This window comes from Streptococcus sp. HMSC078H12, from assembly GCF_001814615.1.
GTDB classification, from domain to species: Bacteria; Bacillota; Bacilli; order Lactobacillales; family Streptococcaceae; genus Streptococcus; species Streptococcus salivarius_F.
On record NZ_KV817316.1, the window covers coordinates 224,645 to 250,617 of the forward strand.

25 protein-coding genes and 1 pseudogene are annotated in these 25,973 nt (G+C 40.9%); 19 read left to right on the forward strand and 7 right to left on the reverse strand.

The features are described 5' to 3' along the window. Positions 1 to 196: 196 nt before the first annotated feature. The 4 genes from HMPREF2979_RS02445 to HMPREF2979_RS02460 are packed head-to-tail and all read left to right on the forward strand — an operon-like array spanning position 197 to position 4,659. Entirely contained in the window at positions 197 to 592 is a 396-nt protein-coding gene (locus tag HMPREF2979_RS02445; RefSeq protein ID WP_070654963.1) for a hypothetical protein, read from the forward strand. Between the two features lie 44 nt (positions 593 to 636). Then, positions 637 to 2,583 carry a threonine--tRNA ligase gene (gene thrS, locus HMPREF2979_RS02450; protein WP_070654965.1) on the forward strand — a complete coding sequence of 649 codons (1,947 nt, stop codon included), beginning with the start codon at positions 637 to 639 and terminating at the stop codon, positions 2,581 to 2,583. A 49-nt stretch (positions 2,584 to 2,632) separates the two neighbouring features. Beyond that, complete coding sequence (locus HMPREF2979_RS02455; protein ID WP_070654967.1) at positions 2,633 to 3,571, forward strand: alpha/beta fold hydrolase; 939 nt, start codon at positions 2,633 to 2,635, stop codon at positions 3,569 to 3,571. Positions 3,572 to 3,600: 29 nt separating this feature from the next. After that, on the forward strand, positions 3,601 to 4,659 hold the full coding sequence (locus tag HMPREF2979_RS02460) for a DUF3114 domain-containing protein (protein WP_070654969.1): 1,059 nt from the start codon (positions 3,601 to 3,603) through the stop codon (positions 4,657 to 4,659). Between the two features lie 76 nt (positions 4,660 to 4,735). Here HMPREF2979_RS02460 and HMPREF2979_RS02465 read toward each other — a convergent pair whose 3' ends face one another. Continuing rightward, entirely contained in the window at positions 4,736 to 5,902 is a 1,167-nt protein-coding gene (locus tag HMPREF2979_RS02465; protein WP_037602087.1) for a dipeptidyl aminopeptidase, read from the reverse strand. Between the two features lie 74 nt (positions 5,903 to 5,976). Between HMPREF2979_RS02465 and HMPREF2979_RS02470 the strand changes: the two genes are divergently transcribed. Continuing rightward, complete coding sequence (locus tag HMPREF2979_RS02470) at positions 5,977 to 6,294, forward strand: winged helix-turn-helix transcriptional regulator (protein ID WP_037602090.1); 318 nt, start codon at positions 5,977 to 5,979, stop codon at positions 6,292 to 6,294. Between the two features lie 175 nt (positions 6,295 to 6,469). Here HMPREF2979_RS02470 and HMPREF2979_RS02475 read toward each other — a convergent pair whose 3' ends face one another. The 5 genes from HMPREF2979_RS02475 to HMPREF2979_RS02495 form a co-directional block, all read right to left on the reverse strand. Beyond that, positions 6,470 to 6,661 (reverse strand): PspC domain-containing protein, encoded by a 192-nt coding sequence (locus tag HMPREF2979_RS02475; RefSeq protein ID WP_002886147.1) that lies wholly within the window; start codon positions 6,659 to 6,661, stop codon positions 6,470 to 6,472. A gap of 56 nt (positions 6,662 to 6,717) precedes the next feature. Then, positions 6,718 to 7,395 (reverse strand): PAQR family membrane homeostasis protein TrhA, encoded by a 678-nt coding sequence (locus HMPREF2979_RS02480; RefSeq protein WP_002886236.1) that lies wholly within the window; start codon positions 7,393 to 7,395, stop codon positions 6,718 to 6,720. Beyond that, positions 7,388 to 7,837: a DUF1836 domain-containing protein gene (locus tag HMPREF2979_RS02485; protein WP_070654971.1), complete on the reverse strand. Its 450-nt coding sequence runs from the start codon at positions 7,835 to 7,837 to the stop codon at positions 7,388 to 7,390. Before HMPREF2979_RS02485 ends, HMPREF2979_RS02480 begins: the two co-directional genes overlap by 8 nt. 166 nt (positions 7,838 to 8,003) lie before the next feature. Beyond that, positions 8,004 to 9,278 carry a hydroxymethylglutaryl-CoA reductase, degradative gene (locus HMPREF2979_RS02490; RefSeq protein ID WP_070654973.1) on the reverse strand — a complete coding sequence of 425 codons (1,275 nt, stop codon included), beginning with the start codon at positions 9,276 to 9,278 and terminating at the stop codon, positions 8,004 to 8,006. Position 9,279: 1 nt separating this feature from the next. Then, the gene (locus tag HMPREF2979_RS02495) at positions 9,280 to 10,446 is read right to left on the reverse strand and encodes a hydroxymethylglutaryl-CoA synthase (RefSeq protein WP_070654975.1); all 1,167 of its coding nucleotides are present in this window, start codon (positions 10,444 to 10,446) and stop codon (positions 9,280 to 9,282) included. Between the two features lie 482 nt (positions 10,447 to 10,928). Here HMPREF2979_RS02495 and HMPREF2979_RS02500 point away from each other — a divergent pair, with 482 nt between their 5' ends. From HMPREF2979_RS02500 to HMPREF2979_RS02535, 9 genes are all read left to right on the forward strand, one after another. Beyond that, positions 10,929 to 11,789, forward strand: coding sequence for a thymidylate synthase (locus HMPREF2979_RS02500; protein WP_070654977.1), 861 nt, complete (start codon positions 10,929 to 10,931; stop codon positions 11,787 to 11,789). Positions 11,790 to 11,896: 107 nt separating this feature from the next. Then, complete coding sequence (locus HMPREF2979_RS02505; protein WP_070654979.1) at positions 11,897 to 12,400, forward strand: dihydrofolate reductase; 504 nt, start codon at positions 11,897 to 11,899, stop codon at positions 12,398 to 12,400. Positions 12,401 to 12,404: 4 nt separating this feature from the next. Beyond that, positions 12,405 to 12,575 (forward strand): hypothetical protein, encoded by a 171-nt coding sequence (locus tag HMPREF2979_RS10210; RefSeq protein ID WP_002886174.1) that lies wholly within the window; start codon positions 12,405 to 12,407, stop codon positions 12,573 to 12,575. 17 nt (positions 12,576 to 12,592) lie between these two features. Beyond that, a complete protein-coding gene (gene clpX / locus HMPREF2979_RS02510; protein WP_002890340.1) occupies positions 12,593 to 13,819 on the forward strand; it encodes an ATP-dependent Clp protease ATP-binding subunit ClpX in 1,227 nt (408 codons plus the stop codon). A 9-nt stretch (positions 13,820 to 13,828) separates the two neighbouring features. After that, positions 13,829 to 14,428 carry a ribosome biogenesis GTP-binding protein YihA/YsxC gene (yihA, locus tag HMPREF2979_RS02515; RefSeq protein WP_002885996.1) on the forward strand — a complete coding sequence of 200 codons (600 nt, stop codon included), beginning with the start codon at positions 13,829 to 13,831 and terminating at the stop codon, positions 14,426 to 14,428. Positions 14,429 to 14,557: 129 nt separating this feature from the next. Then, positions 14,558 to 15,934, forward strand: coding sequence for an amino acid permease (locus HMPREF2979_RS02520; RefSeq protein WP_070439192.1), 1,377 nt, complete (start codon positions 14,558 to 14,560; stop codon positions 15,932 to 15,934). 11 nt (positions 15,935 to 15,945) lie between these two features. Beyond that, entirely contained in the window at positions 15,946 to 16,896 is a 951-nt protein-coding gene (gene mmuM / locus HMPREF2979_RS02525) for a homocysteine S-methyltransferase (RefSeq protein ID WP_070654981.1), read from the forward strand. A gap of 112 nt (positions 16,897 to 17,008) precedes the next feature. Then, a complete protein-coding gene (locus HMPREF2979_RS02530; RefSeq protein WP_002886199.1) occupies positions 17,009 to 17,263 on the forward strand; it encodes a DUF1912 family protein in 255 nt (84 codons plus the stop codon). A 74-nt stretch (positions 17,264 to 17,337) separates the two neighbouring features. Then, entirely contained in the window at positions 17,338 to 17,715 is a 378-nt protein-coding gene (locus HMPREF2979_RS02535; protein ID WP_070654982.1) for a helix-hairpin-helix domain-containing protein, read from the forward strand. A 117-nt stretch (positions 17,716 to 17,832) separates the two neighbouring features. On the opposite strand, the gene plsY is transcribed toward HMPREF2979_RS02535, so the two are convergent. Beyond that, complete coding sequence (gene plsY / locus HMPREF2979_RS02540; protein WP_070654984.1) at positions 17,833 to 18,474, reverse strand: glycerol-3-phosphate 1-O-acyltransferase PlsY; 642 nt, start codon at positions 18,472 to 18,474, stop codon at positions 17,833 to 17,835. A 137-nt stretch (positions 18,475 to 18,611) separates the two neighbouring features. On the opposite strand from plsY, the gene parE reads away from it, so the two are divergent. The 5 genes and pseudogenes from parE (at position 18,612) to HMPREF2979_RS02570 (ending at position 25,874) form a co-directional block, all read left to right on the forward strand. Next, complete coding sequence (gene parE, locus HMPREF2979_RS02545) at positions 18,612 to 20,561, forward strand: DNA topoisomerase IV subunit B (RefSeq protein WP_013990942.1); 1,950 nt, start codon at positions 18,612 to 18,614, stop codon at positions 20,559 to 20,561. A 155-nt stretch (positions 20,562 to 20,716) separates the two neighbouring features. After that, positions 20,717 to 21,265: a hypothetical protein gene (locus HMPREF2979_RS02550; protein ID WP_070654985.1), complete on the forward strand. Its 549-nt coding sequence runs from the start codon at positions 20,717 to 20,719 to the stop codon at positions 21,263 to 21,265. A 614-nt stretch (positions 21,266 to 21,879) separates the two neighbouring features. Next, complete coding sequence (parC, locus tag HMPREF2979_RS02560; protein WP_070654990.1) at positions 21,880 to 24,336, forward strand: DNA topoisomerase IV subunit A; 2,457 nt, start codon at positions 21,880 to 21,882, stop codon at positions 24,334 to 24,336. Positions 24,337 to 24,494: 158 nt separating this feature from the next. Continuing rightward, positions 24,495 to 25,526 (forward strand): annotated as a pseudogene (locus HMPREF2979_RS02565) (branched-chain amino acid aminotransferase); the annotation flags it as partial. 117 nt (positions 25,527 to 25,643) lie between these two features. After that, positions 25,644 to 25,874, forward strand: coding sequence for a DUF2969 domain-containing protein (locus tag HMPREF2979_RS02570; protein ID WP_070654992.1), 231 nt, complete (start codon positions 25,644 to 25,646; stop codon positions 25,872 to 25,874). Positions 25,875 to 25,973: the final 99 nt, after the last annotated feature.

Below are 25,973 nucleotides of genomic sequence, written 5' to 3' on the forward strand. Positions count from 1 at the left end.
ATGAACTAAGGTGGAACCACGTTGCGACGTCCTTTTTAGGATGTCGCTTTTTGTATTGTTTGGTATGCTTTACAATTTTTAGAATGTCTAGTTTAGATAGAAAAGCTTTACTTTGTGACTAAATATTTTCTCTTTGATTACTAAAAGGATTGTTTAGAACGAGGTGACACTATCTATTTAGTTGAGGGAGAATTTTATGGGGTTCAAATATGAAGCTATCAAGGCCTACTTGATTGATCACGGTGTAGATCCTAGTCTTGCTGAGACTATGCACGCTATCTATGCTACCCAAAGACTTGGTGGAACAGCCAATGCCTATTTTCTTATTGTTTTTACAGAAAAAGAGGTTTACATTATCTCGATTACTCCTTTAGGAAAATTAGGAAAGATTATCGCTACACTTCCTGAAGAGATGATTAAGTCCTATCAGTTTAAGAAACGTTTGTTCATTGGTTACAAACTTCGTTTCGTTCTAACTGATGATAGGGAGCTAGACTTTAATATCAACAAGATGATGATTGGTGCAGGTTGGCATAAGACGGAATTGCAAAGCATCCTAGAAACAAACTATTACAACAAAAACATTAAATAGAGAGGAAGAAGGGGCTCATCCTTTAGAGCTCTGACATCTTAATTATGATTAACATTACTTTCCCAGATGGCGCTGTTCGTGAATTCGAATCTGGCGTTACAACTTTTGAAATTGCACAATCTATCAGCAACTCTTTGGCTAAAAAGGCACTTGCTGGTAAATTTAACGGTAAATTGATTGACACAACTCGTGCGATTACTGAAGATGGAAGCATCGAAATCGTGACACCTGATCACGAAGACGCTCTTCCAATCTTGCGTCACTCAGCGGCTCACTTGTTTGCCCAAGCAGCTCGTCGCCTTTTCCCAGATATTCATTTGGGTGTTGGTCCAGCTATCGAAGATGGTTTCTACTACGATACTGACAATGAAGCTGGTCAAATTTCTAACGAAGACCTTCCTCGTATCGAAGAAGAAATGAAGAAAATCGTTAAAGAAAACTTCCCATCAATCCGTGAAGAAGTGACTAAAGACGAAGCGCGTGAAATCTTCAAAAATGACCCATATAAATTGGAACTGATTGAAGAGCACTCAGAAGACGAAGGTGGTTTGACTATCTACCGTCAAGGTGAGTACGTTGACCTTTGCCGTGGCCCACACGTGCCATCAACTGGTCGTATCCAAGTTTTCCACCTTTTGAATGTTGCAGGTGCTTACTGGCGTGGAAATAGCGATAATGCTATGATGCAACGTATCTACGGTACAGCTTGGTTCGATAAAAAAGATCTCAAAGCTTACCTTAAACGTCTTGAAGAAGCTAAAGAACGTGACCACCGTAAACTTGGTAAAGAACTTGATTTGTTCATGATTTCTCAAGAAGTTGGTCAAGGTCTTCCATTCTGGTTGCCAAACGGTGCGACAATCCGTCGTGTCTTGGAACGCTACATCGTGGACAAGGAAGTAGCAGCAGGCTACCAACACGTATACACTCCACCAATTGCCTCAGTTGAGCTATACAAAACTTCAGGTCACTGGGATCACTACCGTGAAGATATGTTCCCAACAATGGATATGGGAGATGGTGAAGCCTTTGTCCTTCGTCCAATGAACTGTCCTCACCACATCGAAGTTTACAAACACCATGTGCACTCTTACCGCGAATTGCCTATCCGTATCGCTGAAATTGGTATGATGCACCGTTATGAAAAATCTGGTGCCCTTACAGGACTTCAACGTGTGCGTGAAATGTCACTTAATGACGGTCATACTTTCGTAACACCTGAACAAATCAAAGATGAGTTCCAACGTACGCTTCAATTGATTATCGATGTATACGAAGATTTCAACTTGACTGACTATCGTTTCCGTTTGTCATACCGTGACCCTAAAGATACTCACAAATACTTTGACAATGATGAAATGTGGGAAAATGCTCAAAGCATGTTGAAATCAGCCATGGATGACATGGAACTCGACTACTTTGAAGCAGAAGGTGAAGCTGCCTTCTACGGTCCAAAACTTGATATCCAAGTGAAGACTGCCCTTGGTAATGAAGAAACACTTTCTACTATCCAATTGGACTTCTTGCTTCCAGAACGCTTTGACCTTAAATACATCGGAGCCGATGGGGAAGAACACCGTCCAGTTATGATTCACCGTGGGGTTATTTCAACAATGGAACGCTTTACAGCTATCCTTATTGAAAACTATAAAGGAGCCTTCCCAACTTGGTTGGCACCTCAACAAGTAACTGTTATCCCAGTTTCAAATGAAGCCCACACAGATTACGCTTGGGAAGTTGCTAAACAACTTCGTGACCGTGGTATCCGTGTTGAAGTGGATGAACGTAACGAGAAAATGCAATATAAGATTCGTGCGTCTCAAACACAAAAAGTCCCTTACCAATTGATTGTTGGTGATAAGGAAATGGAAGACGGAACTGTTAACGTTCGTCGCTATGGACAAAAACAAACACACACTGAAGCTGTGTCAGAATTTGTAGAAAATATCCTTGCTGATATTGCTCGCAAATCACGCCCAGATGCCGAATAAATCAGAAAGTCGGTTAGCTAAGCTAGCTGACTTTTTAGTAGGATAAACCATGCACGTTTTTAGGAAAAGACTTTTATTTCTGCTGGGAGCAGTTCTAGTCTTGTTACTGGCTAGTTTTACTTACCATAGATTGGCCTTGCAAAGAGAGAAGGTTTCTCTCAACCCTATGGGGCAAATGGTGTCTGTTAATGGCCATGACATGAGCGTCTTTGTAAAGGGGGAGGGGCCACAAACTCTAGTTTTTCTTTCTGGTGCTGGAACAGCCTCTCCCATTCTAGATTTTAAAGACTTGTATAATGGGCTTTCGAAGCAGTATAAGATAGTCGTTGTTGAAAGGGGTGGCTATGGTTACAGCGAGGACACGTCTAAGTCCCGAGATGTTTCTGAGGTTCTTTCAGAGACACGTCAAGCCCTAGCTAAGGCTCATGTCTCAGGTCCTTATATAATCCTTTCTCATTCGATGGCCTCCTTAGAGACACTTCTGTGGCAGGAAAAATACCCTAGTGAAGTGAAAGCCATCATTGGTTTAGATTGGGCCCTACCAGAAAGTTATGCTCATTTAACAATACATCCCCAGATTTTACGTATGGCTCGTTGGGGAAGTCAATTAGGCTTATTAAGGTATTTACCGAGTCGCTTATATGTGCCTAATGCCAATCTCAGTAGTAGTGACCACCGCCTCTATCAACGGATAGCCTATCGTCAAATTTTGTCAAAGGCTATGTTAAATGAGAGCCTGTCTGTTAAGGAAAATGCGAAAAAAGTTACTTCTAGCATTGATTCACAAATTCCAACCTTACTGATGGTCTCGAATGGTGGGGGTACTGGTTTTAGCCAGAAGGACTGGCGGCATTATGCGACTAGCTTTGCAAAGGACCAGAAAAATATCGAAGTGACTTTTTATGATGCTCCGCATTATCTTTATCACTATCAGACCAAAGAGGTGGCCGAGAAGATAGAGGAGTTCATCAAAGAGACGACTGAATGAATTTACATATATTATCGAGGAGGGATGTGATGCTCATTGGTTCAAAAACCTTTCGAAACTTGTGGGAGGACTGGCGAAGGGACTACCAGCCATTGCAGGTGCTTAAGCTATTGCTAGCTTATATAGGGATGCCAGAGGATTTATCGGGAGAGCTTGAAGAAACCCAACACCTTTTATCTTATTTTGATCCTGACTTAGCACCGCATGATTCCTTCTGGAAGGATGTCGTGAAATTGGTAGATCTGGCTTTTCCTGATGATAGTTTGTCTAAGAATGTTTCTATAGAGCGACAAATCCATCAGCTACGATACCTGATTTCTAGTCAACAGGCCCAGTATGTGCGAAAGCATTATAAAAAGCCGGGGATGACAGATAAAGAAGCTTTGGCTGTCTATCTCAGATGGAAGCCTTTCACCATGTTTGATCAGGGACGTTTGCACCAGAAGGTTTCTATCTGTGATGGCAAGGCGGTTTATCCTGATGGGATTCCAAGTGTTAATCTAAAAATTCTTCTCTATAATCGGATTGAGTTTATTCTGGATAGTCAGGGAAACTTTCTCAATGAGGTCGATGCGGAGCAGGTGACTGAGAGTGGGATGGTTAATGGTGCCAGTTTTAACTATGGTAATTTCAAACGCCACTGGCAACTGGATGTGGAGCCGGTCCAACCACATGACCCTGATTTTCGTAATCGGATGACCAAGGGCTTTCGTTCACCCAACAAATTGAAAAAACGTTGGGGACAGCAAGCGCCTGAACAGTTTGATAAATCTTTCTACAATCCAAAAGGCATCTATGCCCAGTCTCATAGGTCTTTGGCAAATGATGTCAAACGCCAAGCCAGACTTTTTCTCGCTCTGGTTTATGGCTTTAAACCGGATCAGAACAAGCAATCAAAGGAGGTTCATATGTCTAAACAACCACAAAACAATAAGGGAACAGCAGTTCTAGGCTCACTAGTCTTTATGGCCTTATACGCCCTAGGTATTTGGCACAATGCTGTCCGAGGAAATATTCCCTTTCTCATTCTTTGGAGTGTTTTACTCCTTGTTAATGTCAGCTATTTGATTTTCCGCTTGAGAAAATAAAAAAAGAAAGTGATACAGACCTAAATGGTAAGAAATTTAGGTCTGTATCACTTTTTTGTTTACATATATCTATAAATTAAGGTAACTCTATTTCACTTAACCATTCAAAGATTTCGTCATTACTATCAAAAGCAGAACCATTCTGACAGTGAAGGTCGCTTGAGTAGTTTTCTTTATCAAAAATAATTAACTTTTTCTCTTTCGAGGGTATGGATTCAAAATACTTAAAACCTAGTTGTTTATCGTAATACATATCATTGGCAGCTAAAAGTACGAGAACGGGCCCCGTAATTGTTACTTCCTTAAATTCCTTACAGCGATTAATCAAAGAAGATAGTGAGGATGCTCCAAAATTCCATTTTGCATGTTCAACCTGCCAATTTAAAAACTTATTTCTTTGAATATAAAACATAGCTAACTTTTCAACAAAACTTGGCATTGTATCACCAATGAAACGATGGAATATTCTAGGGATATTATTTTTGAAGGATTCTAGTACACTTGGGAAATAATTATATAAAACAATACTATCAAATAAGTCATTTTTATTTCCTTGTGCGCGAGCCATTAGCAAACCACCCAAGGATAGACCGATTCCGATGAAAGGTTTAGAAACTTGATTTTTGTAGTAATTAATTACGACTTGGCAAACCTTTTCCCAATTAAGAATAAATGGAAGATGATGTTCTCTAAGGACAGAGGATTGACCTGGTCCCTCAAAAATGATGACATCATAACCTTCTTCGATTCCTGCAACAACATTTGTAAAGTAAAGTTCTTCTAACAAGGCATCGAAACCACCACAGATAAAGAGTGTTCCTTTGCATGTTTTTGTCTTATGAGTGAAATAAAGAGAACGTAACGATATATCATCATAAGGAATGTTTTCCAAACGATAAGGAATTTCTAACGTATTTAGTCCCTCATAAAAATATTTAACTGATAGTTGATAGACGTCTATTTTTCTTTTATCCAAAGGGGAAAGGAAAAATTCAGAGGCTTGGAAATAACGACTGGCTCGCAAAAAAGCATGTCCTCGACTAATTTTAGAGGAATATCTTTGACTACGTTTTAATAGTTTTTCAGCACCATTTTTCCAGCCATGATACCAAGATTCGTAGTTGCCATCTGTGATTTGTCGGCAAATATTTTCAACCTCGGCAAAGTCACTTCCACCATTTGGACAGTACCACATGACACGTCGTGTTTCAAATTCGAATTCTCTTGTTTTAAAAAATACCATGCTTTGCTCCTTTCGAATGTAGTACAATAGTAACAGACTTCAATAATGAGAAAAAGAAGGTACCTAGAGGTAACATGAAAAACGAAATCTATTTACGCAAGCTTGCTCAACCTTTGTTAGGGAAATGGGCTATATTTATTATTTTAACGTTAGAAAATGAGAGACTTCATTTTGCAGAACTTGAAAGAAGGTTGAAGACTATATCTCGAAAAGTTCTTGCTCAAAATCTTCGTGAGTTAGAGTCAATTAATATCATTAGTCGTGACGGAAAAGCTAGTACAGGTTCTCCAGTTTATTATGGTTTAACTGATTTGGGAAAAGATTTTTTACCACTTTTATACCAAATAAAAAAGTGGATTAGAGACCATGAAGACTTACTTTCACGGGAATAAGGTTATTGTTTGCTAATATGAATAATACATAGTGGAGCTTCCTAGATTCCTGAAATCATCCACTGGACAAGTTCATCTAATGATTGATATTATCTAAAGAAATTCCCAAAACTTTATCTTCAATCTAAAAAAGGTTTACCAATTGGCAAACCTTTTTTGTATATTCAATGATAACTTACCACTTGCTTTCTTCTGGGATAATAATCCAGCAAATGATGTAGAAAAGAAAGCCTGTTCCGAATAAGAAAATCGCTGCAGCCCAAATGAGGCGAATAATGACAGGGTCGATGTCAAGATATTTAGCGATACCAGAACAAACACCGGCAATGATTTTGTTGTTTGGATCTCGTCTGAGTTCTTTTTTCATATGATTTACCTCCGTATGCCTTATTATACCATAACACCTAGAAGTCTAGTATTAGCTTAAGGAAGCATGAAGTAGACGATACCCAGATATTGAAGCGCTGAAGCCAGCATGATGAAGAGGTGCCAAATCATGTGGAAGTATGGTTTTTTCTTAGCATAGAAAGCTGCACCAACCGTGTATGACAATCCTCCAGCAAGCATGAGTCCCCAAAAGGCTGGTCCTGTCTTAGTGACGATAGCTGGAATAATGAAGATAACCAACCATCCCATCATCAGATAGAGGAAGAGGGAGAATTTTTCATTGATTTTTTTAGCAAAGATTTTATAGAGAATACCAAAAATGGTTGTTCCCCATTGGAGGATGATGATGCTATAGCCTAGCCATCCGCCAACCAGTGAGAGGGCAACAGGGGTGTAGCTTCCAGCAATGGCGATATAAATCATGCTGTGGTCAATAATTCTTAGAACCATCTTGTGGGGTGAGTTGTAATCCATAGCATGGTAGATGGCTGAGCTCAAAAACATGAGGAAAAGGCTGATAACGAAAACAGACATCCCGACAGCAGCAGTCATGCCGTAGCCGTTGTTGGCATGAACAGCAGTAATTGGCAGTAAGACTAGCATGGCCACAGCTCCGACGGCGTGAGTCACGCTGTTTGCCACTTCCTCACCAAAGCTAAGTTTTTTACTGAGTTTGAGGTTGGGAGAAGTATTAAAAGTAGCGGTATTAGACATTATTTCCTCCTTCAAGGTCGTTCAAAAGTTGATGGGTAGCTCGGTAGCATTGCAGTGTTTGACAGGCTGAGAGTATGACTGGCGGAGCTTCTTGGGGAAACTGACCATTCATACAGGCTACAAAGTCATTGTAGTAGCTCTTTTGGCTTTCAGCATCTGTTCGTAGGATTTCTAAGGTTTTGGCAATCTCAGAAATCTCAAAGACGGTCTTTAGACTAGTGATGACAATAAGTCTAGCTACCTGAGCAGCATTATATTTTTTCTTGATGGGTTTTGCGACATGGCCGTGTTTGACATAATTATTGACCATAGAGGCGGTTAGCCCCTTGTCGTTTGGTCCCAAAGTGCTTTGGGTGACCTGATTGACATAGAGCAAAACCTGATCCAAATAGAGTTCAATCTCTGGTAATTCTTCCCAGAGAGGGTATTGTTGTGTTGTCAAATTATAAAAACCTCTTTATCTAGTTTTCATAACTAGATTATAACATTATAGAAATTCAAGTCAAGTCAGAACTTTTGAGATATGAAAAAGATGTTGGGATAAAATTTCCAACATCTTTATTTTTTATGTGATAAGGCGGAGTGATTTTTTTATTGCTTCTGATGCACTACTTATGGTTTCTGAGTTTCTCCAAAATTGCTTGTGCAGTTTCTTGGTTCATATGTTTGGCCTTGAGAAGTTCAGCCAAAACTTGAGGCATTTCTTCAGGACTAGCTCCGGCTAACAAGGCCAGGGATTTGGCTTGGAGTTTCATATGTCCTGCTTGTATTCCTGTTGAAGTCAGAGCTTTGAGAGCAGCTAGATTTTGTGCTAAACCAAGAGAGACGATGATACTGGCTAGGGTTTTGGCATCTGGATGATTAAGCAAATCATGGGCGATAGAAGCACTAGGGTTAAGTCCGATAGAACCACCACGGGTTGCGATTGGCATGGGGAGGGTTAATTCTCCAACTAGTTCCTTAGCTTCCTGATCATAAATCCATGTGGACAGACCACGGTAGCTACCATCCTTGCTTGCATAGGCATGGCTACCGGCCTCAACTGCTCTCCAATCGTTTCCGGTTGCGATAACTAGGGCATCGATACCATTGAAAATTCCCTTGTTATGGGTAGCTGCTCGGTAGGGGTCCACCTGAGCCAGTTGGCTAGCCATCTCCATTTTCTTGGCTAGGTCATGTGCCTCTTCCTTATTACGACTGAGGAAGCGTGTGCTAAGACGACAAGTCGCTGTCACAAGACTCTCAGTGGCTAGATTTGAGAGAATAGCCATGAGGCTTTGACCTTCTGATAGGTCTTCCAATTCTGGTACCAGGGCTTCCATCATGGTGTTGACCATGTTGGCTCCCATAGCTTCTTGGGTATCAACGGCTAGATAGACAATGAGGAAGTCTCCTTTCGTCTCAGTCCAGAGCTTGCGAGGGCCACCCCCACGCTTAACAATAGAAGGGTGAGCCTCTTTGGCAATCTCTATAAGGTTCTGACTGGCTGCTTGAATTTTGCTTGAAGCAGAGGCTTTATCAGGGACATCAAAGAGGGCAACTTGGCCAATCATTTGACGGTCATGGATTGTAGTCGTGAAACCACCAGAGCGCTTAATGAGCTTGCTAGCGTAGGAAGCAGCAGCCACAACTGAGGGTTCCTCGGTAACCATGGGAACTTGATAGGTCACACCATCTACCAATACATCTGGGCAAATGGCAAAGGGGAGTGTGAAGCGACCAATGACATTTTCCGCCATTTGATTGGCTGTTTCAAGGGTAAGTTGTTGGTCCATATCCAGAAGATCTTGATTTTCCTGAGACAAAAGAGCATTCGTTTTCAAATGCTCTTTACGTTCTTGCGGTGTCTTCTTGGAAAAACCAGTCCAAGAGAGTTTAGTCATATTAATTTCCTTTGTAGATACGTTGGTGTTCAGAGATTTCGGCTAAACGGAAAGCCCCGGTGTGGTAATCAGCGAATTGAGTAGAACCAGTGTCATCCAACTGAGCCTCTTCATAGAAAAGTTTTTCATAATCAGCAACGCTTAATTGTTGACGTTTGGCAAAGGTATCTAGGCGGTCCGAACGAAGCAGGTCTTTGTAACCTTCAACCAGACGACCTGAGAAAATCTCAGAGACAGCTCCAGAACCGTAAGAGAAGAAGCCAATCTTATCTCCGGCTTTAAGGTCTTGCGACTGTTCAAGCAAAGACAGAAGTCCAAGATAGAGTGATCCTGTATAGATGTTTCCAATTTGACGACTATAGGTAATTGAAGCATCGAAGTTGTTTGTCAGACGCTCTTTATTCTCTGGATTCAAATCTTTTGGAATAATCTTGTTAAGTCCCTTAAGAGCTAGCTTAGGATAAGGGAGATGGAGACAAAAAGCGGCAAAATCAGCAAAGTCAGCCTGATGGCGTTCTTGATAAGCTGCCCAAGTTGTCTTCAAACTGTCAAGGTACTGCTTGGTTGAATAAATGCCTTGAACAAAAGGCGTTGAACTGTAGTTTGGACGCCAGAAGTCCATGACATCACGAGTTTGTGCCACATTATCATCAGCAAGCTCCAAAATACGTGGATTCTGACTGACTAGCATAGCTACAGCACCAGCTCCCTGAGTTGATTCACCAGAAGATTCGACACCATAGCGGGCAATATCACTAGCGATAACCAGAACCTTGCTATCTGGGTGGGCTGCCACATGCAACTTAGCATAGTTAAGTCCAGCAGTTGCAGCGTAACAAGCTTCCTTCATTTCAAAAGAACGGGCAAAAGGCTGAATACCTAAAAGACTGTGAACATAGACAGCAGCAGCCTTAGACTGGTCAATGGAAGACTCAGTCGCCACGATGACCATATTGATAGCTTTTTTGTCGTCGTCATTTAAAATATCAGCCGCCGCATCAGAGGCAAGCGTCACGATATCTTCTGTAATCGGCGTAATACTGGTTGCATCAAGCATCAGCCCCTTGCTGAATTTTTCAGGCTCCGCCCCACGGGCAAGAGCGAGATCAGCCATGTTTAGAACATATTGACTGGTCGCAAAACCAATCTTATCAATTCCAATAGACATATGATGTTTCCTTTTTTCTTCATTGTAGAGTATCCAGATGATACTAATCTATAGTGATTTTACCATAAAAGAGCGCTTTCGCCTTGAAAAAACTTTGATAGTTAGTTATATCTTATTTGTTGTCTTCTTTTTTGATGAGGACTAGCGGATTTTACACGACTTACTTTTGCTATTCCATAGCTTATATTTCTCATTTACACCAGAATAAGGTAAAATTGAAGTGGTAATCTACTTGTTTTTTAGCTATGTTAGAAAAGTAAAATTGTTGTTATATATTGAAATCATTGCGAGCGTTAAGTGAGACTTTCCGCTGTGAGATAAGTGTCTGTAAATAAAGTGTTTTGTTTACAGACACTCGGAATTTTTGAGACCATAGGCTCAAAAATTAGTCTTGGAACTTCGAAGAAGTTCGCAGACGTCCGTAATCACTTAAGGGAAGTCTCAAAAAATACTTTGTTTTCAATAGAATAAAGAGGAAAATCATGACAAAAGCAGACACTATATTTAAAGAAAATATCACTAAAATCATGGAAGAAGGCGTTTGGTCGGAGCAAGCACGTCCTAAATACAAGGATGGCACCACAGCCAACTCCAAATACATCACTGGAGCTTTTGCAGAATATGACTTGAGCAAGGGAGAGTTTCCAATTACCACTCTTCGTCCTATCGCTATCAAATCTGCTATCAAAGAAGTGTTTTGGATTTATCAAGACCAGACAAACAGCCTAGATGTCCTTGAAGACAAATACAATGTCCACTATTGGAATGACTGGGAAGTTGAAGGCGTGCCCGCCAATAATGGAGACAAGCGTTCAATTGGTCAGCGTTATGGGGCGGTCGTTAAGAAGCACGATATCATTAAGCGTTTGCTGTCTCAGTTGGAGGCTAATCCATGGAACCGTCGCAATGTCATCTCACTTTGGGATTACGAGGCCTTTGAGGAAACAGCGGGACTTCAGCCTTGTGCCTTCCAAACCATGTTTGATGTTCGTCGTGTGGGTGAGGACATTTATTTGGATGCCACTTTGACGCAGCGTTCTAACGATATGTTGGTGGCCCATCACATTAATGCCATGCAGTATGTGGCTCTTCAGATGATGATTGCCAAGCACTTTGGTTGGAAAGTTGGTAAATTCTTTTATTTCATCAACAACCTCCATATTTATGACAATCAATTTGAGCAAGCCGAGGAACTCCTCAAACGTCAACCATCTGATTGCCAACCACGTTTGGTTCTCAACGTTCCTGATGGAACTAATTTCTTCGATATCAAACCAGAAGATTTCGAATTGGTTGACTATGATCCTGTTAAGCCTCAACTCAAATTTGACTTAGCAATTTAATAAATGTTTATGGTTTAAGCCCTTAAAGAGCTGGCAAAGTTTTTCCAAGCTCTTTTTCTCTTTTTTTGTTAGAATGGATTGTAAACTTAAAAAGAAAAGGAAATACTGTGTCTAAACAACTCATTGCTATTTGGGCGGAAGCTCATAACCATGTTATTGGGAAGAATCACACCATGCCTTGGCATTTGCCTGCTGAACTGGCACATTTCAAGAAAACGACCATGGGCTCAGCAATTCTCATGGGGCGTGTGACCTTTGATGGCATGAACCGTCGTTGCCTGCCAGGACGTGAAACCTTGATTTTGACACGAGACGAGGACTTCGACTGTAAGGATGTAACGACCGTTACGAGTGTTGAGGAAGCTCTAGCTTGGTTTGAACAGCAAGATAAGGATCTCTATATTGCTGGTGGTGCTGGTGTCTACAAGGCTTTTGATGGCCATTATGATGCACTCATCAAGACAACTATTGAGGCTGATTTAGAGGGAGACACGTATTTTCCACAACTAGATATGACGGCATTTAAAGAGGTATCACACGAACGTGTGGCCAAGGATGATAAAAATGCCTACGACTTTAGCATAAGTCGCTATGAAAAAGAAGGAGACTAGGTTCATGCAACGTAGTGTTTTTGGGTTATTTACTGCATTATTGGGAGTACTTTGTGTGCTCTCTGCCATTCCTGCCTTTCGCAAGAAACGTTATGGGTTAGCAGTTTTTCTCTTTTTAAATGCTTTTACCAACCTTGTCAATACTATTCACGCCTTCTATGGCACCCTATTTTAGAAAAGAGTGAGGAATAAATGGCTGGAAATCGTAATGAAGAAATGGTTTATTGTTCATTTTGTGGCAAAAACCAAGAAGAAGTAAAGAAAATTATCGCTGGGAATGGCGTCTTTATCTGTAACGAATGTGTGGCCTTGTCACAAGAAATCATTCGTGAGGAAATGGCAGAAGAAGTTTTGGCTGACTTGGCTGAAACACCAAAGCCAAAAGAACTTTTGGATATTTTGAACAACTATGTCGTGGGGCAAGACCGTGCTAAACGTGCCTTGGCGGTAGCTGTTTACAACCACTATAAACGTATCAACTTCACAGAAAGTCGTGAAGACAATGATGTGGATTTGCAAAAATCAAATATTCTCATGATTGGACCAACTGGTTCAGGGAAGACTTTCTTGGCTCAGACCTTGGCTCGTAGCTTGAATGTTCCTTTCGCGATTGCGGATGCGACATCATTGACAGAGGCAGGTTATGTGGGTGAGGACGTGGAAAATATCCTGCTCAAACTGATCCAAGCGGCAGACTTCAATATTGAACGTGCGGAACGTGGGATTATCTATGTCGACGAGATTGATAAGATTGCTAAAAAAGGTGAAAACGTATCAATCACTCGTGACGTTTCTGGTGAAGGGGTTCAACAAGCCCTCTTGAAGATTATTGAAGGAACAGTAGCTAGTGTTCCCCCTCAAGGTGGTCGTAAACACCCTAACCAAGAGATGATTCAAATTGATACGAAGAATATTCTCTTTATCGTGGGTGGTGCTTTTGATGGTATCGAAGATATCGTTAAGCAACGTCTTGGTGAGAAAATCATTGGTTTTGGTCAAAATAATAAGGCTATTGATGATGACTCATCATACATGCAAGAAATTGTGGCTGAAGATATCCAAAAATTCGGTCTTATCCCTGAGTTTATCGGACGTTTGCCAGTCCTTGCTGCCCTTGAACAGTTAACGGTTGACGACTTGGTTCGTATCTTGACAGAGCCTAGAAATGCCTTGGTTAAACAGTATCAAACCCTCTTGTCTTATGATGGAGTTGAACTTGAGTTTGATCAGGATGCTCTTGAAGCTATTGCAAGTAAGGCGATTGAACGTAAGACTGGTGCGCGTGGGCTTCGCTCTATCATTGAAGAAGTTATGATGGATGTCATGTTTGAAATTCCTAGCCAGGAAGATGTGACTAAGGTTCGCATTACCAAAGAAGCCGTTGACGGTACAGCTGCTCCAGTTTTGGAAACAGCGTAAGGAGGACCTATGGCTGAAGAACAAGTCCTAAATACGCACAATGCTGAGATTTTGCTCAGTGCGGCGAATAAGAGTCACTATCCCCAAGATGACCTCCCTGAGGTTGCCCTAGCAGGACGCTCGAATGTTGGTAAATCAAGCTTTATCAATACCCTTCTTGGTCGTAAAAACCTCGCACGTACATCTGGGAAACCAGGAAAAACTCAGTTGCTCAATTTCTACAATATTGACGACAAGCTACGCTTTGTGGATGTGCCAGGTTACGGTTATGCCCGTGTGTCCAAAAAAGAACGTGCCAAATGGGGCAAAATGATTGAGGAGTATCTCGTGACTCGAGACAATCTTCGTGTGGTTGTTAGCTTGGTTGACCTCCGACATGAACCAACTCAAGATGATATTCAAATGTATGAATTTCTTAAGTATTATGAAATTCCAGTGATCGTTGTGGCGACTAAGGCTGACAAGATTCCTCGCGGAAAATGGAACAAGCACGAATCTATCATTAAGAAAAAACTCAATTTTGATAAAAATGACCATTTCATCGTCTTTTCATCTGTCACACGTGACGGTTATGATGAAGCATGGGATACGATATTGGCAGAATTGTAAGAAAAGCTCGGAGAAATCCGAGTTTTTTTCATGTGATAGTCTTTAACTATCTCTTTGATAGTTTTCACTTATTATCCAAGGGGATAATATTGTGATAAGCTTGTTTTATCACATATATTGGAGGAATCTATGGAAAACCATAATTATGAAAATGAGGGTCAGTTCCAACGGAAGATGACTTCTCGACACCTCTTTATGCTATCGCTGGGTGGTGTCATTGGTACTGGTCTTTTCTTGAGTTCAGGCTATACGATTGCACAAGCTGGACCCCTTGGAGCTATCCTATCTTATCTTGTGGGAGCTATTGTTGTTTACTTGGTCATGCTTTCATTAGGTGAGCTAGCTGTTGCCATGCCAGTAACGGGATCCTTTCACACCTATGCTACTAAATTTATCAGTCCGGGGACCGGCTTTACAGTAGCTTGGCTTTATTGGATTTGTTGGACGGTAGCCCTGGGAACAGAATTTCTGGGTGCTGCCATGTTGATGCAACGTTGGTTTCCATCAGTTCCGGCTTGGATTTTTGCGGCATTCTTTGCCTTGGTGATTTTTGGGATTAATGCTCTGAGTGTGAGGTCATTTGCGGAAGCGGAATCCTTCTTCTCGTCAATAAAAGTCATTGCTATCATGGTTTTCATTATTCTGGGGCTAGGGGCTATGTTTGGATTGGTGAGTTTTGATGGTCACCATGAGGCCATTATGTTCAAGCACTTGACGGCCAATGGTCTCTTTCCAAATGGCGGTATTGCTATTGTGTCGGTCATGTTGGCGGTTAACTATGCCTTTTCAGGTACAGAGTTAATTGGTATTGCGGCTGGTGAAACAGACAATCCTAAAGAGGCTGTTCCAAGAGCTATTAAGACAACTATTGGACGTTTGGTTATCTTCTTTGTCTTGACCATTGTGGTTCTAGCTTCGCTACTTCCAATGAAAGAAGCAGGGGTTTCTTCAGCACCTTTCGTTGATGTCTTTGATAAGATGGGAATTCCATTTGCGGCGGACATCATGAACTTTGTTATCTTGACAGCTATCCTTTCTGCTGGAAATTCAGGACTTTATGCGTCAAGCCGTATGCTGTGGTCTTTGGCCAATGAGGGAATGCTCAATAAAAAGCTAGTGAAAATTAATAAGCATGGTGTTCCAATGACAGCCCTTTTGATTTCTATGGCAGGAGCAGTTTTATCGCTCTTTTCTAGTATCTATGCAGCAGATACAGTTTACCTAGCTTTGGTATCGATTGCTGGATTTGCAGTTGTTGTTGTCTGGCTCTCTATTCCTATGGCACAAATCAACTTCCGTAAACAGTGGAATTTAGAGCATTCTGATGATGAGTTGGATTATAAGACACCGTTTAATCCAATCCTACCTTATATTACAATCGTTCTCTTGGCCATTTCTGTTCTTGGTATTGCTTGGGATAGTTCGCAGCGTGCGGGACTCTACTTTGGTATTCCTTTCATGATTTTCTGCTACCTCTATCACTACCTTCGCTTTAAAAAATGGTAAGGAGGCCTTGTATGGCAATATTTAAAGACTATTTAGAGAATAAATCTCCCCTCATTCTTCATGGGGCTCTGGGAACAGAGATGGAGAGCTTGGGTTATGATATTTCTGGCAAACTCTGGTCAGCCAAGTACCTGCTTGAAAGGCCAGAAGTTATTCAAAAAATCCACGAAACCTATGTAGCTGCTGGGTCTGACTTGATTACCACATCGTCTTATCAGGCAACCTTACCAGGCTTGATAGAGGCTGGACTTACTGAGAAAGAAGCGGAGCAGATTATTGCCTTGACAGTTCAGTTGGCAAAGAATGCACGTGATAAGGTTTGGACAGCTTTGGATGACAGTGAGAAAGCTAAGCGTCCTTATCCATTGATCTCTGGTGATGTCGGTCCTTACGCAGCCTATTTGGCCAATGGTTCTGAGTACACTGGTGATTATGGTCAGATTACCATCAAAGAACTTAAGGAGTTTCATCGTCCTCGAATTCAAATTCTCCTAGATCAGGGTGTCGATTTGTTGGCTTTGGAAACCATTCCTAATCGTCTGGAAGCACAAGCTTTGATTGAACTTCTGGCTGAAGAATTTTCAGAAGCAGAAGCTTATATCAGTTTTACAGTCCAAGAACCAGGAACTATCAGTGATGGGACTTCTTTAGATGAGATTGTCAAGCTTGTTTCCCAGTCGGACCAAATCTTGGCTCTAGGAATCAACTGTAGTTCGCCTCTGCTGTATAATCAGGCTCTTACTGTTCTTAAAAATGCTGGAAAAGCTCTCATTACTTACCCCAACTCAGGTGAGGTTTATGATGGTAGTACGCAGACTTGGAAACCTAAGGACAAGGATGCTCTGACCTTAGTGGAACACAGCAAGGATTGGCATGGTCAGTTTGGAGTTAAGATTTTAGGTGGTTGCTGCCGCACACGTCCAAATGATATTAAAGCCTTATATGCAGAGTTTAGAACCTAGTCAAATTTCTAATTATTTGTTATAATAGGAGACTGTAAGGCTATGAGCTCTACACACTATTAGTAGAAAATGAAGCCAGCGTTAAGCTGGTTTTTAAAATGAAGAGGAAAATATGACCTACGAACAAGAATTTCTAAAAGACTTCGAAGCCTGGGTTGTTACCCAAGTTAAAGTAAACGAAACGGCCTTGGCCGCTAGCAAGAAAATCTGGGAAGAAGATGGCGATGAGCGTGCACGTGATGCAAGTTACCGTTATGAAGCCAAATTGGATGCTTACAATTTCCTAATTGGCAAGTTTGCCAACTATCGTGCTGGCAAAGGTTTCCATGATATGCCAGATGGCTTGTTCGGGGAACGTCACTATTAATAGAGGATGAAAAAGAAAGTGGCGACAGCACTTTATGGAAAGGTGTCGTCGATTAAAATAGGAGAATACTAAAAATGGCTAAAGTAAAAAATAAAAAGAAAGCTTTTAAACACCGTTTGAAAAAACAAGGACTTTTCAATAATGTTAAAGCCCCTGTCCCACCAGTTGCGCCTGTTCCACCAGTGCCACCAGTAGCACCACAACCTGTTGTTGAAACTAAGACAGTTGCTAAGGAAGAAGTAGCAGCAAAAGACCTTAGTCTTGAAGCTTTTGCAGAACTTCCAGAAGTTGAAGGCCTTCGTTCAAACCTTGTAGAGACTCTTTACAATGAAGGTTTGACTTCAGCAGAGGCTTTTGCTACTGTGACTGAAGAAGAAGTTCTTGCCCTCAAGGGTGTCGGACCTGCGACAGTTAAAAAATTGAAAGAAAATGGTGTCAGCTTTAAAGCTTAAGCCTAAAAAAGATCCGAGGTTTAGACTTCGGATCTTTATTCTTTGCATTGGGAAGCATTGTTTGATTAGGAGAACAAGAAAACCACTAGCTTTTTGCTAGTGGTTGATAGATCTGTATTATTTATTTGGATTTTGTTTGGTTAAATTAAGTCCAAAAGGTACCAAGTTTTCTTGATGCCTACGGATTCGCCCCATATTTTCAGTGTGGCGGAAGATAATAATCAAAGCCATGATGGTAAGGACCCCAGTGAAAATAAGGTCATAGCCATCTAGCAAGAAGTGGATGGCCGGAAAGACAGCCAAGGTAATCAGTCCAACAATTGCAGCAGTGACACTTGAAAATGAAATCATGCTGGTTAGATAGAGTGTTAGTGCAAAGACCAAGAGTAGGAATATACAGTAGAGTGGGGCAAAACCAAGAAGCACCCCAGCACTTGTCGCAACGGCCTTCCCACCTTTAAATCCAGCAAAGATTGGAAAAACATGTCCGATAATGGCAAAGAAACCAATAACTAGAGGTGAAACCTCTGTAACACCAAGCCAGATAGGAAGAAGAACAGCCAAGGTACCCTTGAACATATCCACCAAAAAGGTGATGGTACCAGCAGTCTTACCTAGAACACGAAAGGTATTGGTTGTTCCAGTATTTCCAGAGCCATGCTCACGAAGATTGATATGGAAGAATAGTTTCCCAATCCAGAGGCCGGTCTGAATGGAACCTAGCAAGTAGGCGATTAGGATTAACAATAAGATTTTCATGAGATAATTATAGCATACAGCTTAGTAATTGACAAAGTCAGTCAGCCTTAAGATATCTTTTGGACTTTCTTGATTTCTTTTGCAAATTCTTCTGAAAACTTATAAAATAATAAGGATGAAAATTTTGGAGGTCACTCTTGGCTAAAAAAGAAATTAATGTAAATAATTATAATGATGATGCCATTCAGGTACTAGAAGGGTTGGATGCGGTTCGCAAGCGCCCTGGAATGTACATTGGCTCAACAGATGGAACAGGACTTCACCACCTAGTTTGGGAGATTGTCGACAATGCGGTCGATGAAGCTCTTTCTGGTTTTGGTGATGTTATCGCTGTTACCCTAAATAAGGATGGTTCCGTTTCTGTTTCTGACTCTGGACGTGGGATGCCGACAGGTATGCATGCCATGGGTAAACCCACAGTTGAAGTTATTTTTACCGTTCTCCACGCGGGTGGTAAATTTGGACAGGGTGGTTATAAGACTTCTGGAGGTCTTCACGGTGTGGGTTCCTCAGTTGTTAATGCGCTGTCTAGTTGGCTTGAGGTAGAAATTACCCGTGACGGTAGTGTTTATCGCCAACGTTTTGAAAATGGTGGTCACCCTGTAACAGGGCTTGAAAAGATTGGTAAAGCGCCTAAGTCTAAGACAGGTACAAAAGTTACCTTTATGCCTGATGCGAGCATCTTTTCAACAACTGACTTTAAATTTAACACTATCTCAGAGCGTCTCAAAGAATCAGCCTTTCTTCTTAAGAATGTCACTATGACATTGACTGACTTGCGTGGCGAAGAAGAAGTTCGTGAAGAATTCCACTATGAAAATGGGGTTCAAGACTTTGTGTCTTACTTGAATGAGGACAAGGAAACGCTGACACCAGTCATCTATATTGATGGAGATCAACAAGAATTTCACTTGGAATTAGCCCTTCAGTATAATGACGGTTACTCTGACAATATCCTTTCCTTTGTCAATAATGTCCGTACCAAGGATGGAGGAACTCACGAAACAGGATTTAAGTCTGCCATTACCAAGGCTCTTAACGATTATGCGCGTAAGACGGGTCTTCTCAAAGAAAAGGATAAGAACCTTGAAGGGTCAGATTACCGTGAGGGCTTGTCAGCAGTTATCTCGCTCTTGGTTCCTGAAGAACACCTTCAGTTTGAAGGACAAACCAAGGACAAACTTGGATCTCCTTTAGCTCGTCCGATTGTTGACAGTATCGTTTCAGAGCATCTGACTTACTTCCTTATGGAAAATGGGGACTTAGCTTCTAACTTGGTGCGTAAGGCTATCAAGGCTCGTGATGCCCGTGAAGCTGCCCGAAAAGCGCGTGATGCCAGTCGAAACGGCAAGAAAAATAAAAAAGACAAGGGTCTTTTGTCAGGAAAATTGACGCCAGCCCAGTCTAAAAATGCTAAGAAAAATGAACTTTATCTAGTCGAAGGGGATTCTGCCGGTGGATCAGCCAAACAAGGTCGTGATCGTAAATTCCAGGCTATCCTGCCTCTTCGAGGTAAGGTCCTAAACACTGAGAAAGCTAAAATGGCTGACATTCTCAAAAATGAAGAAATCAATACCATGATTTACACCATTGGTGCAGGTGTAGGAGCTGATTTTAACCTTGACGATATCAACTACGACAAGATTATCATCATGACCGATGCCGATACCGATGGGGCTCATATCCAGACCTTGCTACTTACTTTCTTCTATCGTTATATGCGTCCACTGGTTGAAGCAGGACACGTTTATATCGCTTTGCCTCCTCTTTACAAGATGTCCAAAGGGAAAGGCAAGAAGGAAGTTGTCGAATATGCTTGGACGGATGGGGAACTTGAGGAACTTCGTCAAAAATTTGGTCGTGGAGCGATTCTCCAACGTTACAAGGGGCTTGGTGAGATGAATGCTGATCAGCTTTGGGAAACAACCATGGATCCAGAGACAAGAACCCTTATCCGAGTGACGATTGACGATCTAGCGCGTGCCGAACGTCGTGTCTCTGTTCTTATGGGAGATAAGGCAGCACCACGCCGTCAATGGATTGAAGATAACGTTAAGTTTACCTTGGAAGAAAGCGGCGCATTTTAAGTTGCAGGCCAGAAGGGAATGTAATAAGATAGAGTTAGGGAGAGCGCTTACTATCAATAGATATTTGGGATTATAAAGAAACAATTTGATTATTTTCTACATCGTTTATTAACTATTTGCAGTGTCATTGACTAGAAATCAATGGAGGTAGAAAAATGGATTTTAATGTTATGGATTACCTAGCTTACCATGCAAATGTAGCTGTTCCTGCTATTATTCTTATGGTTATTGTTTCTGCTATATACTTAATTTTTTATGGCATACGTCCTATAAAAACACGCTTTTTGATCCTTTTTCTCTTATCTATAGTCTCCCTCATAATCTTCGTGCTGGATAACCCCCTCTATTATTATTTGGGTAGTCCATTCTCAGGCTTATTATTTGTTTTTTACTACCTGATGGTCTTTTCAGTGTTTTATGTACCATTCTCACTAATAGCTTTTATAAAAAGTCTTCTACATTTAACACGCTTTCAAACCAATTATTCAATCTTATTAGCGATTAATAGTTTCTTCGCCACATTACTGGCTTTCCTCAACCTACTTTTCTTACAAGGGGCTTTGGAATTTCTCCCAAATTCATCCATGTACTTTATTTTTATCCTCCTAGCGGCAAGTGGTATTGCTCAAACTATAATAGGAAGAAAGGAAAACGAAAAAAATAAAGATTATATGGCTGAGTCAGGAAAAGACAATGTGAGGTAGACCTATGTTATCTAAGGTATTAAGTTTTATACTTTACTATTCTCAAGTAGTTCTCCCTGTTTGTGGAGTGGCAATAGCTTATTTAAGTGTTTATAAAAAGAGACCAATAAAAACACGCTTTTTGCTTCTGCCTATACTAGTAGTGGTAACCTTCCTTCTATCTTTGATTGATAATCCATTCTCAGATAGGACCTACTCGGGTTTGTTATTTGTCTTCTATAATGTGTATGTTTTTACTCCCTTAAGTGTTGCTTGTAGTATCACATCACTTTTAAAAAGTATCTATCATTATAGATTATTTCGTATCCCATTAGCTACTGTTCTCGTAATCAACGCCTCTATAATGACTTGTTTAACACTCATAAACTTTATCTTATTCTTTGGTGAACTTTCTACTTCATTGACACTATTTTGTGTATTTTTCATTTTAATTGCGATAAGTACAATCGTTCAATTTGTGGTTGGTGAAATAGAAATTAGGAAGGTTAAAACCATTCTTCTACAGTTGCAAAATCAAGGAAAGACATTGTGAGGCGTGGCAGTGAGGAAAGTTACTATTTGTCTTTCACATTATTTCAAATCATTACTTAAACTAAAAAATAAAGAGAAATCTTATGTCTAATATTCAAAATATGTCCCTTGAGGACATCATGGGGGAGCGTTTTGGACGCTACTCCAAATACATTATTCAGGAGCGTGCGCTTCCTGACATTCGTGACGGTTTGAAACCCGTTCAACGTCGTATTCTTTATTCCATGAATAAGGATGGCAATACCCATGACAAGGGCTATCGTAAATCTGCCAAGTCGGTGGGTAACATTATGGGTAATTTTCACCCACATGGCGATAGTTCCATTTATGACGCCATGGTGCGTATGTCCCAGGACTGGAAGAATCGTGAAATCTTAGTTGAAATGCACGGTAACAACGGTTCTATGGATGGTGATCCACCAGCGGCTATGCGTTATACAGAGGCGCGCTTGTCAGAGATTGCTGGCTACCTTCTTCAAGATATTGATAAAAACACCGTTCCTTGGGCTTGGAACTTTGATGATACAGAGAAGGAACCAACCGTATTACCTGCCGCCTTTCCAAACCTCTTGGTTAATGGTGCTACAGGGATTTCTGCTGGTTATGCCACAGATATTCCACCGCATAATCTGTCAGAGGTCATCGATGCCGTTGTCTACATGATTGATCACCCATCTGCTAAACTGGATAAATTGATGGAATTCTTGCCTGGTCCAGATTTCCCAACAGGGGCTATTATTCAGGGCAAGGATGAGATTCGTAAGGCCTACGAAACTGGTAAGGGCCGCGTCGTTGTGCGCTCACGTACTGAAATTGAACAACTCAAAGGTGGCAAGGAACAAATCATCGTTACTGAAATTCCTTATGATGTCAATAAGGCAGTTCTTGTTAAAAAAATCGATGATGTTCGAGTCAATAACAAGGTTCCAGGTATTGCGGAAGTTCGTGATGAGTCTGACCGTACAGGGTTGCGTATTGCTATTGAACTTAAGAAGGATGCTGACAGCCAAACTATTCTTAACTATCTTTTGAAATATACGGATCTTCAGGTCAACTACAATTTCAACATGGTGGCTATTGATAATTTCACCCCACGTCAAGTTGGCTTGCAAAAGATTTTATCTAGCTACATTGCCCACCGTCGTGATATTATCGTTGCTCGTTCAAAATTTGACAAGGAAAAAGCTGAAAAACGTCTTCATATTGTCGAAGGTTTGATCCGAGTTATCTCTATTTTGGATGAGGTTATCGCTCTTATCCGAGCTTCTGAAAATAAGGCTGATGCTAAGGAAAATCTTAAGGTCAGCTATGATTTTTCAGAAGAACAAGCCGAAGCTATTGTGACCTTGCAACTTTATCGTTTGACTAATACGGATATCGTCACACTCCAAAATGAGGAAGCCGATTTACGCGAACAAATCGCAACCTTGGCTGCTATCATTGGTGATGAGCGTACCATGTTTAATGTCATGAAACGTGAACTCCGTGACATTAAGAAGAAATTCGGTAATGACCGTCGTTCAGAGTTGCAAGCAGAAACCAAGACTATTGAAATTGATACTGCAAGTTTGATTGTTGAAGAAGAAACCTATGTCAGCATCACTCGTGGTGGTTATGTCAAACGTACAAGCCCACGTTCTTTCAATGCTTCAACGATTGACGAAGTCGGAAAACGTGATGACGATGATTTGATTCTTGTCCAGCAGGCCAAGACGACACAACACCTCTTGATGTTCACTAATCAGGCCAATGTGATTTATCGTCCAATCCATGAGCTACCAGACATTCGTTGGAAGGATTTGGGAGAGCATTTATCACAAACTATCACCAATTTATCTAAGGATGAAGAAGTGCTTTACGCAGAAATCCTGGATGATTTTGAAACAGGTACTTACCTAGCAGCTACCAAGCTGGGTCAGATTAAACGTTTCGAACGCAAGGAATTTACACCATGGCGTACCTACAAGTCTAAGTCAGTGAAATACGCTAAACTCAAGGATGATAGTGATTTTATTGTCACGGTTACGCCAATTCAATTGGATGATATCATGATTATCACTCAAAAGGGTTATGCCCTTCGCTTTAATGCTGACGAAGTGCCCGTAGTTGGTGCCAAGGCAGCAGGTGTTAAGGCAATCAATCTTAAGGATGATGATACTGTTCAGGCTGTCTTTGTGGCAAATACTCAAAGTTTCTACCTTTTGACACAAAGAGCCAGTCTCAAACGTGTGGCTACAGCCGATATTCCGCAGGCTAAGCGAGCTGGTCGAGGTCTCCAAGTTCTTCGTGAGCTTAAGACTAAACCACATCGTGTCTTCACTGCGGGTCCAGTCTTTACGGAAAATGCTGGTGGCGAAATAGATCTTCTAGCAACACCAGTGGAAGAGACTCCTCAGACCTTGCTTGTAACAGCTACAACAGGTGAAACGGCAGAGGTTGACTTGTCCCTTCTAAATCTTTCGGACCGTACTAGCAACGGTAGTTTCATTGAAGGATTAGCAGACAAAGAAGTCTTTTCTGCCAAGATTATTGAAAAATAAAGATAAGAAAGCTTTGTTCTCTTATTAGAGGGCAGAGTTTTTTTTTCTTTGATGGGCAAAATAAGTGTTTTAAAAAGAATTGTCAGAATTTTGCAACATAACCTTGAAATTTTCAATGAAAAGGACTATACTAGAAAGCACATAGTAACAGAAAAGAGGATATACACATGACAGTTGATTTAGACTGGGAAAATCTAGGATTTAATTACAGTAAACTTCCATTCCGTTATATCTCATATTACAAAGACGGTAAATGGGATGAGGGGCAATTGACTGAGGATGCCACTTTGCATATTTCAGAAGCATCTCCAGCCCTTCACTATGGTCAAGAAGCTTTTGAAGGACTCAAGGCTTACCGTACTAAAGATGGCTCTATTCAATTGTTCCGTCCAGATGAAAATGCTAAACGTTTGCAACGTACTGCTGATCGTCTTTTGATGCCACAAGTTCCCGTTGACAAATTTGTAGATGCATGTAAACAAGTTGTACGTGCAAATGAAGAATATGTTCCACCATATGGTACAGGTGCAACACTTTATCTCCGTCCATTGTTGATTGGGGTTGGTGATATCATTGGTGTGCATCCAGCAGATGAGTATATCTTTACCATTTTTGCTATGCCAGTAGGTAACTACTTCAAAGGTGGTTTGGCTCCAACAAACTTCCTTATCCAAGATGATTATGACCGTGCTGCTCCACATGGTACAGGTGCTGCTAAGGTTGGTGGTAACTACGCAGCAAGTATGTTGCCAGGTAAGATTGCACATGATCGTAACTTCTCTGATGTGATCTACCTTGATCCAGCAACTCACACTAAGATTGAAGAAGTGGGTTCTGCAAACTTCTTTGGTATCACAGCCGATAACGAATTCGTTACACCACTCAGCCCATCTATCTTGCCATCTATCACTAAGTTCTCATTGCTTTACTTGGCTGAAAATCGCTTTGGCATGAAAGCTATCCAAGGTGATGTTAAGATTTCTGAATTGGATAAATTTGTCGAAGCAGGTGCCTGTGGTACAGCTGCCGTTATTTCACCAATTGGTGGGGTACAACATGGTGATGACTTCCATGTCTTCTATTCAGAAACAGAAGTAGGTCCTGTAACACGTAAACTTTATGATGAGTTGACAGGTATCCAATTTGGTGATGTTGAAGCACCAGAAGGATGGATTGTCAAAGTTGACTAATTCTTAATAGTAATTGATTTTTTTAAGGCTTGCTCTTGCAAGCTTTTTTCTTTTTCGGTAGAATTAAGAAGATACATTAAGAAAGGATGGCTCGAACCAAGGATCGGGTATAAATCTATGAGTAAAAAAGATAAAAAAATTGAAATCCAAATTAATGATGCTAAAGTAGTCGTCAATAAAGCAACTATTGAAGGTTTTGAACTTCTTGTTGGTAAGAAAGTCATCGGACAAATTGTGGAAATTGATGGTAAGTTTGCCGCTGTTGACAAGGAAAATGTTGTAGGTTTCCACAAAAAAATGGATGATGCAGTAGTTGCCATTATTGAATCATACAATCTTAATCATTAAAATCCAAAGTAAAGGCTTGCTTTGGTCAAGAAACTGTGATATACTATTTCTTGTTCTTAAGGAGAGATAGCGAAGAGGCTAAACGCGGCGGACTGTAAA

Excerpts from the sequence above, each read along its gene's own strand:
- HMPREF2979_RS02445 (WP_070654963.1), top strand. The coding sequence starts at position 197 with ATGGGGTTCAAATATGAAGCTATCAAGGCCTACTTGATTGATCACGGT.
- thrS (WP_070654965.1), top strand. The coding sequence starts at position 637 with ATGATTAACATTACTTTCCCAGATGGCGCTGTTCGTGAATTCGAATCT.
- HMPREF2979_RS02455 (WP_070654967.1), top strand. The coding sequence starts at position 2,633 with ATGCACGTTTTTAGGAAAAGACTTTTATTTCTGCTGGGAGCAGTTCTA.
- HMPREF2979_RS02460 (WP_070654969.1), top strand. The coding sequence starts at position 3,601 with ATGCTCATTGGTTCAAAAACCTTTCGAAACTTGTGGGAGGACTGGCGA.
- HMPREF2979_RS02465 (WP_037602087.1), bottom strand. The coding sequence starts at position 5,902 with ATGGTATTTTTTAAAACAAGAGAATTCGAATTTGAAACACGACGTGTC.
- HMPREF2979_RS02470 (WP_037602090.1), top strand. The coding sequence starts at position 5,977 with ATGAAAAACGAAATCTATTTACGCAAGCTTGCTCAACCTTTGTTAGGG.
- HMPREF2979_RS02475 (WP_002886147.1), bottom strand. The coding sequence starts at position 6,661 with ATGAAAAAAGAACTCAGACGAGATCCAAACAACAAAATCATTGCCGGT.
- HMPREF2979_RS02480 (WP_002886236.1), bottom strand. The coding sequence starts at position 7,395 with ATGTCTAATACCGCTACTTTTAATACTTCTCCCAACCTCAAACTCAGT.
- HMPREF2979_RS02490 (WP_070654973.1), bottom strand. The coding sequence starts at position 9,278 with ATGACTAAACTCTCTTGGACTGGTTTTTCCAAGAAGACACCGCAAGAA.
- HMPREF2979_RS02495 (WP_070654975.1), bottom strand. The coding sequence starts at position 10,446 with ATGTCTATTGGAATTGATAAGATTGGTTTTGCGACCAGTCAATATGTT.
- HMPREF2979_RS02500 (WP_070654977.1), top strand. The coding sequence starts at position 10,929 with ATGACAAAAGCAGACACTATATTTAAAGAAAATATCACTAAAATCATG.
- HMPREF2979_RS10210 (WP_002886174.1), top strand. The coding sequence starts at position 12,405 with ATGCAACGTAGTGTTTTTGGGTTATTTACTGCATTATTGGGAGTACTT.
- clpX (WP_002890340.1), top strand. The coding sequence starts at position 12,593 with ATGGCTGGAAATCGTAATGAAGAAATGGTTTATTGTTCATTTTGTGGC.
- yihA (WP_002885996.1), top strand. The coding sequence starts at position 13,829 with ATGGCTGAAGAACAAGTCCTAAATACGCACAATGCTGAGATTTTGCTC.
- HMPREF2979_RS02520 (WP_070439192.1), top strand. The coding sequence starts at position 14,558 with ATGGAAAACCATAATTATGAAAATGAGGGTCAGTTCCAACGGAAGATG.
- mmuM (WP_070654981.1), top strand. The coding sequence starts at position 15,946 with ATGGCAATATTTAAAGACTATTTAGAGAATAAATCTCCCCTCATTCTT.
- HMPREF2979_RS02530 (WP_002886199.1), top strand. The coding sequence starts at position 17,009 with ATGACCTACGAACAAGAATTTCTAAAAGACTTCGAAGCCTGGGTTGTT.
- HMPREF2979_RS02535 (WP_070654982.1), top strand. The coding sequence starts at position 17,338 with ATGGCTAAAGTAAAAAATAAAAAGAAAGCTTTTAAACACCGTTTGAAA.
- plsY (WP_070654984.1), bottom strand. The coding sequence starts at position 18,474 with ATGAAAATCTTATTGTTAATCCTAATCGCCTACTTGCTAGGTTCCATT.
- HMPREF2979_RS02550 (WP_070654985.1), top strand. The coding sequence starts at position 20,717 with ATGGATTTTAATGTTATGGATTACCTAGCTTACCATGCAAATGTAGCT.
- parC (WP_070654990.1), top strand. The coding sequence starts at position 21,880 with ATGTCTAATATTCAAAATATGTCCCTTGAGGACATCATGGGGGAGCGT.
- HMPREF2979_RS02570 (WP_070654992.1), top strand. The coding sequence starts at position 25,644 with ATGAGTAAAAAAGATAAAAAAATTGAAATCCAAATTAATGATGCTAAA.